The organism is Pseudomonas sp. KBW05 (assembly GCF_003852405.1).
In the GTDB taxonomy this organism is placed as follows: domain Bacteria; phylum Pseudomonadota; class Gammaproteobacteria; order Pseudomonadales; family Pseudomonadaceae; genus Aquipseudomonas.
The window spans coordinates 33,634-49,515 of record NZ_QAJM01000015.1 but is presented as its reverse complement, the minus strand read 5'-3'; the positions used below and the strand labels follow the sequence as shown (position 1 = coordinate 49,515).

Sequence of the window (15,882 nt, the reverse complement as noted above, 5' to 3'; positions counted from 1 at the left end):
GCCTACGGCATTGGTCGCCGAAACCAGTCGGCCAAGGTCGTCATAGGCGTAGGAAACAACGCTGTACTCGGTTACCCAAACGTAGGGATCAGAACCCTCGGTCCGCTGAATCTGGTAATCCACTGCCACGATACGATCGGCCGAATACCGCAAAAACAGCGAACGCCCGACACCGTTGTCCAACCGCTCAATGCGCCCCAACACATCCCGGGAAATCCGCAGCCGGTTGTCATACGCATCGCTGATGGCTGTCAGCAAACCCTCTTGAAAGTGGTAGAAACGCGACGCCTGCGCCAGCACCAACTCGTCAGGCAACGTCCCGAGATAAATGGCCGCTTCGGCCAGGCTATTGGTAATCGCAGGCCGAGCAACCGTAGGCAAGGGCAGGGTGGTAGACCGATTCTCATGGTCCGTCCACACCACCGAATCGCCCGAAACACAAAGCCTGTGCGCCAGCGCATGACTCCAGCCAAACCCCAACCCACAATCCACGCCCACCGCACTGGTGCGATACAACCGCGTCCACTCGAACGGCAAGATCCCATCGAGCGTGCCGTCAGTCAGGGTCAGCAACTCTTCTCCAGTGACCATCGACACCGGGCAACCATTGGTAGCGGTCTTGTCCGCAGAAGCCGCCGCATCACCGTTGGCATTCCTGCCGGAAGCAGGCACATCATCAACAGCTTCCTGGCGAACCAGCACGGTCTGCTGCCGACCCTTGTCCCGCACCACCGGCACCGGGTTGGAAACCAGTTGCTCCCCAGCCTTCAACGGCACATCCGGCACCGTCTTGATCGCCACCGACGGCCCACCCAATAGCAAGGGCTTCGACGCCTCGACATGCTCTCCCAGTCGAGCCTTGCCGAACTGCCCAGCCATGTGTTCCAACCACCTGCGCGCCCGCTTCGACTTGATCCCACCCAACACCTTGGCACTCATGCGCACCACCACACCCATCCCGGCAGTGGCGAGGCACAGCAACAGATTGATCAATACTTCGGCGCTGATTTGCCCCAATAACTCGTTCATGTACGGCGGCGGCAACAGGCGCATCCAACTGACCATTGCCGACAGATACACAAACAACAACGGCTCATCGCTGAGCACCAGCAAACCCTTCGCAAGGGTTTCGGCGCTCATGCTCAGCAGTGCTTCGAAGGCTTGCGGGGACAGGTAATGCAGGAGCTTTTCAGCATTCCCCAGTGGGTCCGAAAGCCACAGGAACAATTGCTTGATGGTGTCCCAGAGTGAATACAGCGCCTCGCCAAACCCACGCGCATAGGCTTGGTGCAACGAGAGATAGCGCTTGAGGAAGTTCGCTTCGGAGTAGCTCTTCCACAGCGGCTTAAAGGTGGTTGCCCATTCACTGCGCAGCCAGCCTTCCAGCGGTACGATTACCGATTGGTAGGAGGCATACAGCGCTTTGACATGATCTTTGGAAACGTTGGGGTAGAAACTGACCCGATACGCCTGGTTGCGATCACACTCGGTGACTTCAAGAATGCCGCTGGGCCCGATGGTTTTATGGATAGGTTCGCCCAGCGGGCCACCTTTTGGATCGACGCGTTGCAGAATCACCGGCGTATTGCCGATGGGCACGAACCGCGCGCTCTGGAACATATGCACCAAGGTCAACGTGCCGTTGGCCGAGCACGTTGCGGTGGTGCTGCTGGGAAGGATGGAGCGGTTGATCGGAGCGACCAGCGTCACCTCATTGCCGACCTTGAACACCTGCTCGACATCCAGCGCCGAAAAGCTGAAAAAGCTCTCGGCCCACACGTCGTAGGTATTGAGGCAGCGATTGAAGTCGCTGATCACGGATTCGACGTCCCGCGTCGTTGAATCCATGGCTGCCAGTACCATGTAGCCAATCGCCTGGCTGGTCGCGGAAATCACGACACAGCCCCACTCACCAAGACACTCACAAAAAAACTCATCTGCAATCCCTCGCACGGTGAAATCAGGCGAAGGACTTTGCAGGCGTTCCCAGGGCAGGGCAGTAGAGCTAATCCGGCGGTTGCGTGGGACGTTTCAACAGCCCTTGTGTGCCGCCATACGACTGGCGGCTATTGTCAGAAATTTCCCACAGGAGTACAAATGTACTCCATGACGACTCTAACCCCCCGCCGTACCGCCATCCTGACCTTTATCCGCGACCGTATCGCGCAGCAAGGCCAGCCCCCCAGCCTCGCCGAGATCGCCGAGGCGTTCGGTTTTGCCTCGCGCAGCGTGGCGCGCAAGCATGTGCTGGCGTTGACCGAAGCCGGCTTTATCGAGGTCAACCCCAACCAGGCGCGCGGCATTCGCTTGCTCAACCAGCCGCCGCGGCCCGAATGGCTGGATGTGCCGGTGCTCGGCCGCGTCGCGGCGGGCTTGCCGATTGGCGCCGATGCCGACGTGCACAGCCGCCTGCAACTGGACCCTGCCACCTTCGCGAAAACCCCGGACTACCTGCTGCGGGTGCAGGGCGATTCGATGATCGAAGACGGCATCCTCGACGGCGACCTGGTGGGTGTACGCCGCAGCGCCGAAGCCTTGAACGGGCAGATCGTGGTGGCGCGCCTGGACGGTGAAGTGACCATCAAGCGTTTCGAACGCCATGGCGACAGCGTGCGCTTGCTGCCGCGCAACCCTGCGTATCAACCCATCGTGGTCAAGCCTGACCAGGACCTGGCGATCGAAGGGGTGTTCTGCGGCCTGGTGAGGCAGGGCTGATGGGCGCCGTCGTTGCGTTGGATACGCTGTTCAATGGCGGCCGCGTGTGGAAAGGCCGGCCCGTCGCGCCGCCAGCCAGCGTGCATCCCACCGGGCTGACGGGGTTGGACGCGGTGTTGCCCAGCGGCGGTTGGCCGGAGGCGGCCTTGAGTGAAATCCTCATGGCCAAGGAGGGCGTCGGCGAGTTGCAACTGGTACTGCCGACACTGGCGCGCTTATCCAAGGCCGGCGAGCGCATTGTGTTGGTGGCGCCGCCCTACACGCCGTATCCCCACGCCTGGCAGAACGCCGGGGTGGATTTGCGCCTGCTCTCGGTGATCCAGGCCGAGGAACGTGATGCGCTGTGGGCGGTGGAGCAATGTCTGCGTTCCGGCAGTTGCGGCGCGGTGTTGTGCTGGCCGCGCAAGGCCGATGATCGCGCGTTGCGCCGCTTGCAGGTGGCGGCGGAAACCGGGCAGACCCTGGCGTTTGCCTGGCGCGCCTTGAGCGAGGCGATCAACTCATCGCCCGCTGCTTTGCGTCTGGCGGTTGAAGCGAAACCCGCGCAAGTGCGGGTGCTCAAGTGCCGTGGCGGCCTGGCCCATCCGGCGCCGATTGCCCTGGCCGGGCACTGAGGTTGGCATGCGCTGGGTGTGTATTGTCTTCCCGCAATTGGCGCTGGACGGGGTGCAGCGTGCGCACCCCGAACCGGACCAGCCCCTGGCCCTGCTGGCCGGCACGCCACAGCGTCGCGTGCTGCAAACCGTCAATGACGCCGCCCGCGCCCTGGGCCTGCGCCCCGGCCAGTCGCTGACGGCGGCCCATGCCCTGGCCAAGACGTTTGCCAGTGCCGAATACGACCCCGCCGAGATCGAGCGCTGGCAGCAATTCCTCGCGGCCTGGGCCTATCGCTTCAGCTCCCAGGTCAGCCTGTATTACCCGCGCGCCTTGTTGTTCGAAATCGAATCGAGCCTGGGTTTGTTCGGCCCGTGGCCGCAGTTCGAAGCGCGTTTGCGCGCAGAACTGACCGAGCTGGGCTTTCGTCACCGTATCGTCGCCGCGCCCAACCCGGCTGCGGCGCGGGTACTGGCCAATCTCTACGATGGCCTGGCCGTGGCCGATGATGAACGTTTGATGCAAGCCCTGGCGCCGCTGCCCATCGACCGCGCCGGCCTCGACCCGCAGGCGGCCACGGCCTTGTCGCGCATGGGCCTGCGCACCCTGGCTCAGGTGCAGGCGTTGCCCCGGCATACGCTGGCGCGACGCTTTGACGCCAGCCTGCTCAAGCACCTGGACGCCCTGAGCGGGCAGCGTCCGTTGGCCTTGGCGTTTTATCAGCCACCGGATCAGTTCGATGTGCGCATCGAGTTGAATTTCGATGTGCAATCCCATCAAGCGCTGCTGTTTCCCTTGCGCCGCTTGACCGGCGATTTGTCCGCCTTCCTCTGTGGCCGCGACAGTGGTGTGCAGCGTTTCGACCTGCACCTGGAACACGCCCAGGGTCCCGACAGCGTGATCAAGGTCGGCCTGCTCAGCGCCGAGCGTGAACCGGCGATGCTGTTTGAACTGGCCCGTGGGCGCCTGGAGCAAGTGCAGGTGACCTCGCCGGTGCGCGGCTTTCGCCTGGTAGCCGAGGATTTGCCGGTGTTTGTGCCGCAACGCCAGGACCTGTTCGACGATCGCCCGCACCAAACCCTGCCCTGGGAGCAACTGCGCGAACGCCTGCGCGCACGGTTGGGGGATGACGCGGTGCAGGGCCTGCGTTTTCATGCCGACCACCGCCCCGAATGCGCCTGGCAAGCAGCGGCCGACAGTCGCCCCGGCCCAACCCTGGATAACGTCCAGCGCCCCGGCTGGTTGCTGAGCGAACCGACCTTGCTCGCCGAGCAGGGCCTCCAGATCCTCATGGGCCCGGAGCGCATCGAATCCGGTTGGTGGGACGGCGCCGATATCCGCCGCGACTACTACCTGATCCAGACCCGCGCCGGCCAACAAGGCTGGGCCTATCGCACCGTGGGTCACAACGATGGGCTGTGGCTGCAAGGCTGGTTTGCATGAGTTACGCCGAGCTGCATTGCCTGTCGAATTTCAGCTTCCAGCGCGGTGCGTCCACGGCGCTGGAGTTGTTCGAGCGGGCCAAGCATCAGGGCTACAGCGCCCTGGCGATCACCGATGAATGCACCCTGGCAGGGATTGTGCGGGCGTGGCAAGCAGCGAAAGCGGTGGAGTTGCCGCTGATTATCGGTAGCGAGATGCGCATCGAGAACGGCCCGAAAGTGGTGCTGCTGGTGGAAAATCTCAGCGGCTACCAGCAGCTGTGCCGCTTGATCACCCTGGCCCGGCGTCGCGCCGAAAAGGGCAGTTATCGCCTGCTGCGAGAAGACTTCGAGCAACCGCTGCCCGGCCTGTTGGCGTTGTGGGTCGCCGCAGACAACGACACCCAGGCCGATATCCAATGGCTGCGCCACACCTTCGCCGAACGCCTGTGGCTGGCGGTGCAGCTGCATTGTGGCCAGGACGATGCGCGCCACTTGCACCAACGCCTGCAACTGGCCGCCAGCCTGCAACTCCCGGCCGTGGCTTGCGGCGATGTACACATGCATGCCCGTGGCCGCCGCGCCCTGCAAGACACCATGACCGCCATCCGCCATCACGTGCCGGTGGCCGAAGCCGGCACGCGCCTGCATCCCAACGGTGAGCGGCACCTGCGCAGCCTCGACGCCCTGGCCGCGCTGTACCCGCAAGCCTTGCTCGACGAAACTGAAACCATTGCCCGCCGTTGCACCTTCGACCTCAGCCAGTTGCGCTATCACTACCCGCGCGAGCTGGTGCCTGCCGGCCATGACGCCAAATCCTGGCTGCGCGCCGTGACCGAAGAGGGCATCGCCCAGCGCTGGCCCCAGGGCGTCGATGCAAAGACCTTGCAGCAGATCAACAACGAACTGGAGCTGATCAGCGAGCTGGGCTACGAAAGCTACTTCCTCACCGTGCACGACATCGTGCGCTTCGCCCGCAGCCGTTCGATCCTGTGCCAAGGCCGCGGCTCGGCGGCCAACTCGGCGGTGTGTTTTGCCTTGGGCATCACCGAGATCAACCCGAGCCTGACGAGCATGCTGTTCGAGCGTTTCCTGTCGCGCGAGCGCAACGAGCCGCCGGACATCGACGTGGACTTCGAACACGAACGCCGCGAAGAAGTGCTGCAGTACGTGTTCCAGCGCTACGGCCGCACGCGTGCGGCGTTGACGGCGGTGGTCAGCAGCTACCACGGCGCCGGCGCCGTGCGCGACGTGGCCAAGGCCCTGGGGTTGCCACCGGACCAGGTCAACGCCCTGGCCGAGTGCTTCGGGCGCTGGAGCGACGAAGCGCCGCCCATGGAACGTCTGCGTGAGGGCGGCTTCGACCCTGACAGCCCGATCCTGCGCCGCGTGCTGACGCTGACCCAGCAATTGATCGGTTTCCCCCGGCACCTGTCCCAGCACCCCGGCGGCTTCGTGATTTCCGAATACCCGCTGGACACCCTGGTACCGGTGGAAAACGCAGCCATGGCCGAGCGCACCATCATCCAGTGGGACAAGGACGACCTTGACGCCGTCGGCCTGCTCAAGGTGGATATTCTCGCCCTCGGCATGCTCAGTGCGATCCGCCGCTGCTTCGACCTGTTGCGCCGCCATCGTCATCTGGACCTGGCGTTGGCGAGCATTCCCAAGGAAGACCCGGCCACCTACGCGATGATCAGCAAGGCCGATACCATCGGCGTGTTCCAGATCGAGTCGCGGGCGCAGATGTCGATGTTGCCGCGCCTGAAGCCGCAGACGTTCTACGACCTGGTGATCGAAGTGGCGATTGTGCGCCCGGGGCCTATCCAGGGCGGCATGGTGCATCCGTACCTGCGGCGGCGGAACAAGGAAGAAGAGACCACCTATCCCTCGCCGGAGTTGAAAGCGGTGCTGGAACGCACCCTGGGCATTCCGCTGTTCCAGGAACAGGTCATGCAGATCGCCATGGTTGCCGCCGATTACGGCCCCGGCGAGGCGGACCAGTTGCGCCGTTCCATGGCGGCGTGGAAGCGTCACGGCGGCCTGGAGCCGCATCAGGCGCGCCTGCGCACGGGCATGCTGAAAAACGGTTACAGCGAAGCCTTTGCCGCGCAGATCTTCGAGCAGATCAAGGGCTTTGGCAGTTATGGCTTTCCCGAATCCCACGCGGCCAGTTTCGCCTTGCTGACCTACGCCAGTTGCTGGCTCAAGTGCCACGAACCGGCGGCGTTCGCCTGTGCGCTGATCAACAGCTGGCCCATGGGTTTCTACAGCCCGGACCAGATCCTGCAAGACGCGCGGCGCCATCACTTGCAGATCCGCCCGGTGGATGTGCAGGCCAGTGACTGGGATTGCAGCCTGGAGCCCATCGACGGCGCGCAACCGGCGATTCGCATGGGCTTGCGCATGATCGCGGGGTTTCGCGAAGAAGATGGGCGGCGCATCGAGGCGGCGCGCCAGCGTCGTATGTTCAGCGACATTGCCGACCTCGACGAACGCGCCGGGTTGGATGCTCGCGCCCAGGCGTTGCTGGCGGATGCCGGTGCCTTGCGTGCCCTGGCGGGCAACCGGCATGCGGCGCGTTGGGAGGTGGCCGGGGTGCACAAGCAACTCGGGCTGTTTGCCGGCCTGCCCAGTCCCGACGAAACGCCGGTCGAACTGCCGGCGCCGACGGTGGGCGAAGACGTGCAGGCGGATTACGCGACGGTCGGCACCACCCTGGGCCCGCATCCGTTGGCATTGCTGCGTGCGGAGTTGCGCCGGCGGCGCTGCCGCAGTTCCGAGGAACTGATGGCGGTGGAGCATGGGCGCAACGTCAGCGTCGCCGGGTTGGTCACCGGTCGTCAGCGTCCGGGCACGGCGAGCGGTGTGACCTTTGTCACCCTGGAGGACGAGTTCGGCAACCTCAATGTGGTGGTCTGGCGCGACCTGGCTGAGCGCCAGCGCCAGGCACTGGTGGGCTCGCGGTTGCTGAAAGTGGACGGGCGTTGGGAAGCGGTGGGCGAGGTGCGGCACCTGATCGCCGGGCGCTTGACCGACCTTACGCCGCTGCTGGACGGGATCAATGTGCGCAGCCGGGATTTTCACTGAGGGCGGTGGTGGCTGCGGGGTTTAGCGCCTAACGTACATGCGGTGAAACCATCTACGTTTGCAGCGCTCCAAAACTTGACGATGTCTTCTTTGCGCACAGAGCCAACCGATGCAGTTTTTATCCAACTCTCACGGCTGTGAAGGCTGGGCCGGTGAAATGGCCCAGCGCATCCGCGCGTTCGATTGGTCAACCACCGACCTTGGCCCCATCGACCGCTGGTCCCCCAGCCTGGCCTGCAACGTGCAGATGCTGCTGGCGTCCCCCGTGCCCATGGTGATGCTGTGGGGGCGGCTGGGCTACATGATCTACAACGACAGTTATTCGCGGTTTGCCGGCGGCCGCCACCCGTACCTGCTGGGCACGCCGGTGGAACTGGGTTGGCCGGAAGTCGCCGATTTCAACCGGCATGTGGTGGACACGTGCCTGGCGGGCGGCACCTTGTCGTTCAATAACAAGGACCTGGTGCTGCTGCGCAACGGCCAGCCGGAAACCGTATGGCTGGACCTCTACTACAGCCCGGTGGCTGGCGATAACCAGCAGCCGGCCGGGGTGCTGGCGATCGTGGTGGAGACCACCGAGCACGTGCATTCCGAGCGTTTGCGCCAGGAACTCACCCACAACCTGGAACAGCGCGTGGCCGCCGAAGTACAGGCGCGCTCCGCCGCCGAGGAGCAGTTGCGTCAGTCGCAAAAACTGGAAGCCATCGGCGGCCTCACCGGTGGCGTGGCCCACGACTTCAATAACCTGCTGCAAGTGATCGCCGGCAACCTGCATTTGCTGGCGCGCCATGAGCCGGACAACGCCCAGGTGCAGCGCCGTGTGGCGGCGGCGATTGCGGCCGTGGAACGCGGGGCCAAGCTGTCGGCGCAACTGCTCGCGTTTGCCCGGCGCCAACCGTTGTCGCCCGCCGTGTACAACCCGCAACGCATCTATGCGGGCTTGGGGGAGTTGCTGCAACGGGCGCTGGGGGAAACCATCCATATCGACGTGCAAATGCCCCAGGATGCCTGGTTTATCAATGTCGATCGCAACCAGCTGGAAAACGCGCTGCTCAACCTGGCGATCAACGCCCGCGACGCGATGAAAGGCGAGGGCGTGATCCGTATCACCGGGGAAAACATCATTCTCAACCCCGCCGATTGCGCGGGTAAAAGCATCAAGCCGGGCGAGTACGTACGCCTGGCAGTCACTGACACCGGGGTTGGGATGTCCCCGGTCACCCTCAAGCGTGCGTTCGAGCCGTTCTTCACCACCAAGCGCGAAGGCCACGGCACCGGCCTGGGCCTGAGCATGGTGTTTGGCTTTGTGCGCCAAAGCGGCGGGCATGTGGAGATGTGGAGCGAGGAGGGCAGGGGCACGGTGGTGCAGATGTATTTCCCCCACAGCTTGGAGCCGGAAAGCCTCGATGTGCACATTGACCAGGTGCTGCACGCCGGCGGTCAGGAAACCATCCTGGTGGTGGAGGATAACGAAGGCGTGCGCCTGACCGTGGTTGAGCTGCTGCAGCAGTCCGGGTACACCGTGCTCACCGCCGAAGACGGCGACCGCGCCATGCAGGCATTGCAAGGCGGGATGCTGCCGGACCTGATTTTTACCGACGTGGTCATGCCTGGCCGCGTCAAAAGCACCGACCTGGCCGACTGGGCCCGTGCACAGAGCCCGCCCGTGGGGGTACTGTTCACCTCGGGCCACACCCGCGACATTCTTTCCAGCAATCATCTGCTGAGCCCCGACATTCATCTGCTGAGCAAACCCTACAGCCCCGAAGCCCTGACGCAACGGGTCCGCAGCGTGCTCACCGCGCGATAAGGTTGACCATGACTTCACAGCGCAACATCCCTCAATTCCACGGTTTCGTGCGGGTGCGCGGCGCCCGCGAACACAACCTGCGTAACGTCGATGTGGATATTCCACGGGATGCCCTGGTGGTGTTCACCGGCGTGTCGGGTTCGGGCAAATCGTCCCTGGCGTTTTCCACGGTGTATGCCGAAGCGCAGCGGCGGTATTTCGAGTCGGTGGCGCCGTATGCGCGGCGGCTGATCGACCAGGTTGGCGTGCCGGATGTGGACAGCATCGAAGGCCTGCCGCCCGCCGTGGCCCTGCAACAACAGCGCGGCACGCCGAGTGCGCGCTCATCGGTGGGCAGCGTCACCACCTTGTCGAGCCTGATCCGCATGCTCTATTCCCGCGCCGGCAGCTATCCGCCGGGACAGGCGATGCTGTATGCCGAGGATTTTTCGCCAAACCTGCCCCAGGGCGCGTGCCCGCAATGCCACGGCCTGGGCCGGGTGTATGAGGTGACCGAAGCGCTAATGGTGCCTGACCCTTCGCTGACCATCCGCCAGCGCGCAGTCGCCTCCTGGCCCTTGGCATGGCAGGGCCAGAACCAGCGCGACATCCTCGTGACCCTGGGCTATGACGTGGACATTCCCTGGCGCGACCTGCCGCAAAAGCAGCGCGACTGGATCCTGTTCACCGAAGAAACCCCCACCGTGCCGGTGTACGCCGGCTTCACCCCGCAGCAGACCCGCGACGCGCTCAAGCGCAAGTTGGAGCCGAGTTACCAAGGCACCTTCAGCGGTGCGCGGCGCTACGTCCTGCACACCTTCACCCATAGCCAAAGTGCGCTGATGAAAAAGCGCGTGTCACAGTTTATGCAGGGCAGCGCCTGCCCGTTGTGCGCGGGCAAACGCCTGAACAAGGCGGCGCTGTCGGTGAAATTTGCCGGGGTGGACATTGGCGAGTTGTCGCAGTTGTCGTTGACGCAACTGGCCGAACTGTTGCGGCCGGTTGCGGCGGGGCAGGACAGGATGCAGCTGTCGGTGGAAAAGCGCCTGGCCGCGCAACGCATCGCCCAGGATCTGTTGGAGCGGGTCAGCACCTTGACCGAGCTGGGCCTGGGCTATTTGTCCCTGGAGCGCAGCACGCCGACGTTGTCGTCCGGCGAATTGCAGCGTTTGCGCCTGGCGACCCAACTGGGGTCGCAGTTGTTTGGGGTGATCTATGTGCTGGATGAACCGTCGGCAGGGCTGCATCCGGCAGATGGCGAAGCGTTGTTCACTGCGCTTGAGCGGTTGAAAGCGGCGGGCAATTCGTTGTTTGTGGTGGAACATGACCTGGAAACCATGCGCCGCGCCGATTGGCTGATCGACGTGGGGCCAGCGGCGGGTGAGCAGGGCGGGCAAGTCTTGTACAGCGGGCCACCGGCGGGGTTGGCGCAGATTGAAGCGTCACAGACCCGTGAGTATCTGTTTGCCGAAAAAAGCGGCTTGCCTCGGGTGTGTCGCGAGCCGCAGGGTTGGCTGAAGCTCGACGGCGTGACGCGCAACAATCTCAAGGAGCTGAGCGTGGATTTTCCCTTGGGCTGCTTTACGGCCGTCACCGGGATTTCTGGCTCGGGCAAGTCCAGCCTGGTCAGCCAGGCGCTGCTGGAACTGGTGGGCAGCGGCCTGGGTCGCGTGGTCGAAAACGATGAAGAGCCGAGCCTGGAGGACGATGCCCCGCAAACCAGCGGTGGGCGTATCAGCGCCGGCCTGGAGCAGATCCATCGGCTGGTGCAGGTGGACCAGAAACCCATCGGCCGCACGCCACGCTCCAACCTCGCGACCTACACCGGCTTGTTCGACCACGTGCGTAAACTGTTTGCCGCGACACCGGCGGCGAAACAGCAGGGTTACGATGCCGGGCAATTCTCCTTTAACGTTGCCAAGGGCCGCTGCCCCAACTGCGAGGGTGAGGGTTTTGTCAGCGTGGAGTTGCTGTTTATGCCCAGCGTGTACGCGCCGTGCCCAACCTGCCACGGCGCGCGCTACAACCCCGAGACATTGGCGATCCAATGGCAAGGCTTGAGCATCGCCGAGGTACTGGGGCTGACGGTGGAGCAGGCCGTCGAGGTGTTTGCCGAACAACCCAGCGTCCTGCGCTCGTTGCAGGTGCTGCGTGATATCGGCCTGGGCTACCTGCGCCTCGGCCAGCCGGCGACCGAACTGTCCGGCGGCGAGGCGCAGCGGATCAAACTGGCGACGGAGCTGCAACGCAATGCGCGGGGCGCCACGTTGTACGTCCTCGATGAGCCGACCACCGGCCTGCATCCCCGGGATGTAGACCGCTTGCTCAGCCAGCTCAACCACCTGGTGGACGCCGGGCACACGGTGGTTGTGGTGGAGCACGAGATGCGCGTGGTGGCGCAGAGTGACTGGGTGATCGACATCGGGCCGGGGGCGGGGGATTTGGGTGGGAAGGTGGTAATCAGCGGAATCCCAGCCACCGTGGCCAAAAACAAAATCAGCCGTACTGCGCCTTTCCTGGCCCGAGAGCTGACCTGACAGACAGCGCCGATCAACCTGTGAGCGGGCTTGTGTGGGAGCGGGCTTGCTCGCGAAAGCGGTAGATCAGTCGATTAATTTGGCGACTGACACACCGTATTCGCGAGCAAGCCCGCTCCCACACAAGCCCGCTCCCACAGGGGGCTGTGTCCACATTTAGAGCAGTGTCTTGACCTCAAACATGACAAGACCCCGCGCAATGGTCTAGCTTCAAGGGCGTAAGCCATTGATCAACTTGCGGAGGTACGCCATGCCAGTGAAACACGACCTGTATCAGGACTTGGGGTTGAGCAAGGACGCCGTTCACGAACGCAGGGCGAGCGACAAGCGTCTGGATTCGCTGCTCACTCAATACGACGACGCCGACAAAGAGGTGTTGAAGGCGGAAGCGGCCAGTGCCAGCGATGAGGATGTGGAGAAGCTGAAGAAGAAGCGGCTGTTGATCAAGGACAAGATTGTGGAGCAGTTGGGGTAACTGATGTTCCTACGGGGATAGGTCATATTTGTTCAGAATTGTCTGAGGGACAGTGCCCGGCGCAGTCCCTATGATGCCCACCGCCCACCCGGCTCTTGGGGGCTTTTACGGTGTAAGGATTACGCCGGTGAGCCGGGTGGGTATCTTGTTTCACCCATGCAGCGCTTGAATGCATGCCTCTATCGACCGCTGCTGCGTCTCCTCATACAGCGTCAACTCATCAATCGTCCGCCGCCCCAGCGCCTTCTCGAATTCAGCCCTGTTCGAATTGGCCGCGTAGTGACTCTGCGCCGCATCCCCCAGGTTTGACTGAAAAATCCCCGCCGCACTCACTGGCAGGAAGTCTTCGTACACCAACGGCTCCACCGCCACATGGCCTGCCGTGATCAGCTCCTCCAGTGTGCGTGGTTGATCGGCTTGGTCGCGTGCCGCCAGGCCTTGTGCAGTGGCGAAGTAGCGGAAGTACGCCAGGCCCTGTTCGCGCATTTGCACGTGGTTGTCGGGGAAGGCCTGGAAGTGCTGTTCCATCAATTGCACATAACGCGCGGCGTTGCCTTCAGTGGGGAATGCGCCCAGATCATCGCGTGCGGCATTCAGTAATTGGTCATACAGGGCGCGGCCTTTGGGGGTGAGTGCCACGCCGCGCTGTTCGATCTCGCCGAAGCGGGCGCTGTGGCTGCCTTGGGCGTCGGTGAAGGCGATGGCTTCGTCGAGGGCCTTGAAGCTGGTTTGGCGCAGCAGGATCGGGCACTGGCGGCGCGGCGGGCCTTCGATCACGGCCTTGGGGGTGATGCCTTTGCCGGGCATGGCGGCCTGGACTTGGTCGATGTCCAGGGTGCGCGGCGTCAGGTGGTTGATATGGGGGCCCTTGAAGGCCACCACGTCGGCGATCAGCCGGTGCTGGTCGCTGAGTTGCTGGTATTGGGCTCGGGTGACGGTGGCAGCGTGGTGCCAGCGGAAAGTTTCCAGGGCCTCGCGGATAAATTCCTCGGCGTCCACGGCGTTGAGTCCGTCAGCCTTTTCCGCCTGTTCGATCAGCGCCAGGGCGCGGTCGGTGAAGATGTTGCGTTTGACCAGGGCGGTTTCAGCAAAGGCGCGCAGTTCGGGGTTTTCGATCAGTTCCAGGCGCAGCAGCGAGGTGAATACGCGAAACGGGCTGGTTTGCAACGCGTGCTCATGCACCGCACGAAACGCGGTGGAGTGCACCGGCACGCCGGCCGGGGTCAGGTCGTAGTAGCCCACCGGTTGCATGCCCATCACCGCAAACAGGCGGCCGATGGTGGCCAGCTCGAAGGCGGTGCCCAGGCGGATGGCCCCGTGGCGCTCCATGTCCAAACGCTGGATTTCGCCCGTGCGTTGCAGCTGTTGCGCCAGCGCTGGCTGGGTGTCGAGCACGCGGGTGTTGGTCTCGGCCACCAACGCCATCAGTGCGCCATAGAGTGGAACTTCATCTCGGTACATGTCGGACATGGCCTTGGAAAAGCCCTTGCGGATCTCGTCGGGGCTGACATGTGCGGTGGTAGGCATAGAAAAATTCCTGATGACGGTGGCGATGAAAGTGGCCTTGTTCTGGATTTTGTTGAGCGCCCGCCGCACTTGCAAACGAAGAATCCTCTGGACTTCATTCCCTGGATGAATGAGATGACGTGAATATGACAAAAATCGGCCAGATGAAAATTTCATTTTCCACTGTTTTTCCTAACTAATTCTTCACGCAGTCGCCCCCACCCGGCATGAAAGAATCGTCACGTTCGCAAGGATGAAAACGCCGTTTTGCACATCACACACATAAAAAAATGTTTAGGGGCCGTCGTTAATGAAAATTTCTACACTGGCGTTGTCGATCACCGCCGCCGTTCTTGCACAACACGCGTTAGCTGATGATTTTGGGCTCGGCTCCCTGGGCACGGGCACCGGTCACAGCGGTTTCCTTGAAGACAGCCATGCATCCGTCAGTTCGCGGACCATGTACTACAGCGCTGACAACCGCTCGGGCAGCAACAACGACCTGCGCGAAGCCGCCACTGCGCTGCGGTTTGACTACAAATCCGGTTTCACCCAAGGCACCGTTGGCGTCGGTTTTGACGTGATGGCGTTCGGCGCTCTGCGCCTGGACGGCGGCGATGGCCACACCGCAGGCGCGGGCCTGTCGGGTAACGGCAACAGCTTCTTCCCGACCAAGAACAACGGCACCGAACCGGCCGACTCCTTTGGTCGTGCAGCGGGTAATGTGAAGTTCCGCATTTCTCAGACCGAGTTGCACGTCGGTGGCGGCTTGGCGCCGGTACTGCCTATCCTGGTGTCCAACGACAGTCGTGTGGCGCCGCAAACCTTTGATGGTGGCATCCTCACCTCCAACGATATTCCCAACGTCACCTTCACCGGCGGTGAGCTGAACCGCGCCGAAGGCCGTGCCTCCAGCAACTCCACCGGTTTGAGTGTGGCGGGCGGTCAGCGCGACAGTGATAGCTTCAAGTTCGGCGGGGTGGACTACAAGCCGTTTGGTTCTTCCGACAACGTCGTCGCGAAAAACCTGACGCTGCAGTACTACTACGCCCAACTGCAAGACTTCTACAAACAGAACTACTTCGGCCTGGTCCACGTATTGCCGCTGGGCAATGACCAATCGTTCAAGACCGACCTGCGCTACTTCGACAGCAGCAGCGACGGCAAGAACGGTCAGAGTGGCTACCAGTTCAACAACAACGGCGGCTATGCCAGGCACGCCAACGAAGTCGACAACAAAACCTACAGTGCGGCCTTCACCTACCAACTGGGCGGCAGCAGCTTGATGCTTGGCCATATTGGCGTGGGTGACGACGGCGGCTTTGTGTGGGTGAACCAGGGCAGCCTGGCCGATCCGCATGCACAAGGTGCCGGTGGCAGCGACTTCTACCTGTTCACCGACGCCGTGGTCGGCCAGTTCTCCCGGGCGGGCGAGCAGGTCAACTTTGGTCAGTACTCCTATGACTTCAAGGCCTACGTGCCCGGTCTGAAGGCGTCCGTGGCGTACCTGGATGGCCGGGACATCAAGGCGAAGGTGGCCGGTGGTCCTGACCAGAAAGAAAACGAAGCCGACTTCCGTCTGGACTACGTAGTGCAGGCCGGTCCTCTGAAAGGCTTCGGTACCACCTTCCGTACCGGTACCTACCACGGCAAGAACACCGGCACTGCCGATCAGGATCAAACCCGCCTGATCTTCAACTACACCTACGCCATCTTCTAAACCTTCATGTGCACACGGGCGTGGATGGGTCCTAC

The 15,882-nt window shown here is 63.0% G+C and carries 10 protein-coding genes; 8 read left to right on the top strand and 2 right to left on the bottom strand.

The genetic code is table 11. The annotated features are described in order from the left end of the window. On the bottom strand, positions 1-1,848 hold a 1,848-nt coding region (locus tag DBR46_RS14555; RefSeq protein ID WP_256659306.1), incomplete at its 3' end, for a DUF6531 domain-containing protein. A 249-nt stretch (positions 1,849-2,097) separates the two neighbouring features. Here DBR46_RS14555 and lexA point away from each other — a divergent pair. The 7 genes from lexA (at position 2,098) to DBR46_RS14520 (ending at position 12,621) form a co-directional block, all read left to right on the top strand. Then, entirely contained in the window at positions 2,098-2,715 is a 618-nt protein-coding gene (gene lexA, locus DBR46_RS14550; RefSeq protein WP_124526763.1) for a transcriptional repressor LexA, read from the top strand. After that, on the top strand, positions 2,715-3,329 hold the full coding sequence (gene imuA, locus DBR46_RS14545; protein WP_124526762.1) for a translesion DNA synthesis-associated protein ImuA: 615 nt from the start codon (positions 2,715-2,717) through the stop codon (positions 3,327-3,329). The genes lexA and imuA overlap by 1 nt, the downstream gene beginning before the upstream one ends. A 7-nt stretch (positions 3,330-3,336) precedes the next feature. Then, positions 3,337-4,752: a DNA polymerase Y family protein gene (locus tag DBR46_RS14540; RefSeq protein ID WP_124526761.1), complete on the top strand. Its 1,416-nt coding sequence runs from the start codon at positions 3,337-3,339 to the stop codon at positions 4,750-4,752. Continuing rightward, entirely contained in the window at positions 4,728-7,820 is a 3,093-nt protein-coding gene (locus tag DBR46_RS14535) for an error-prone DNA polymerase (protein ID WP_218569329.1), read from the top strand. Before DBR46_RS14540 ends, DBR46_RS14535 begins: the two co-directional genes overlap by 25 nt. A gap of 109 nt (positions 7,821-7,929) precedes the next feature. Then, entirely contained in the window at positions 7,930-9,630 is a 1,701-nt protein-coding gene (locus DBR46_RS14530; protein ID WP_124526759.1) for an ATP-binding protein, read from the top strand. 8 nt (positions 9,631-9,638) lie between these two features. Next, positions 9,639-12,146: an excinuclease ABC subunit UvrA gene (uvrA, locus tag DBR46_RS14525; protein ID WP_124526758.1), complete on the top strand. Its 2,508-nt coding sequence runs from the start codon at positions 9,639-9,641 to the stop codon at positions 12,144-12,146. 250 nt (positions 12,147-12,396) lie between these two features. Continuing rightward, on the top strand, positions 12,397-12,621 hold the full coding sequence (locus DBR46_RS14520) for a DUF465 domain-containing protein (protein WP_124526757.1): 225 nt from the start codon (positions 12,397-12,399) through the stop codon (positions 12,619-12,621). Between the two features lie 150 nt (positions 12,622-12,771). Here the strand turns inward: DBR46_RS14520 and DBR46_RS14515 are convergent, their stop codons facing one another. Beyond that, positions 12,772-14,148 carry a VOC family protein gene (locus tag DBR46_RS14515; RefSeq protein ID WP_124526756.1) on the bottom strand — a complete coding sequence of 459 codons (1,377 nt, stop codon included), beginning with the start codon at positions 14,146-14,148 and terminating at the stop codon, positions 12,772-12,774. A gap of 289 nt (positions 14,149-14,437) precedes the next feature. On the opposite strand from DBR46_RS14515, the gene DBR46_RS14510 reads away from it, so the two are divergent. Beyond that, positions 14,438-15,847, top strand: a complete 1,410-nt coding sequence (locus DBR46_RS14510) for an OprD family outer membrane porin (protein ID WP_124526755.1) — start codon at positions 14,438-14,440, stop codon at positions 15,845-15,847. The last annotated feature ends 35 nt before the right edge of the window (positions 15,848-15,882 follow it).

Coding starts and splice junctions, on each gene's coding strand:
- lexA (WP_124526763.1), top strand. CDS start 2,098: ATGTACTCCATGACGACTCTAACCCCCCGCCGTACCGCCATCCTGACC.
- imuA (WP_124526762.1), top strand. CDS start 2,715: ATGGGCGCCGTCGTTGCGTTGGATACGCTGTTCAATGGCGGCCGCGTG.
- DBR46_RS14540 (WP_124526761.1), top strand. CDS start 3,337: ATGCGCTGGGTGTGTATTGTCTTCCCGCAATTGGCGCTGGACGGGGTG.
- DBR46_RS14530 (WP_124526759.1), top strand. CDS start 7,930: ATGCAGTTTTTATCCAACTCTCACGGCTGTGAAGGCTGGGCCGGTGAA.
- uvrA (WP_124526758.1), top strand. CDS start 9,639: ATGACTTCACAGCGCAACATCCCTCAATTCCACGGTTTCGTGCGGGTG.
- DBR46_RS14520 (WP_124526757.1), top strand. CDS start 12,397: ATGCCAGTGAAACACGACCTGTATCAGGACTTGGGGTTGAGCAAGGAC.
- DBR46_RS14515 (WP_124526756.1), bottom strand. CDS start 14,148: ATGCCTACCACCGCACATGTCAGCCCCGACGAGATCCGCAAGGGCTTT.
- DBR46_RS14510 (WP_124526755.1), top strand. CDS start 14,438: ATGAAAATTTCTACACTGGCGTTGTCGATCACCGCCGCCGTTCTTGCA.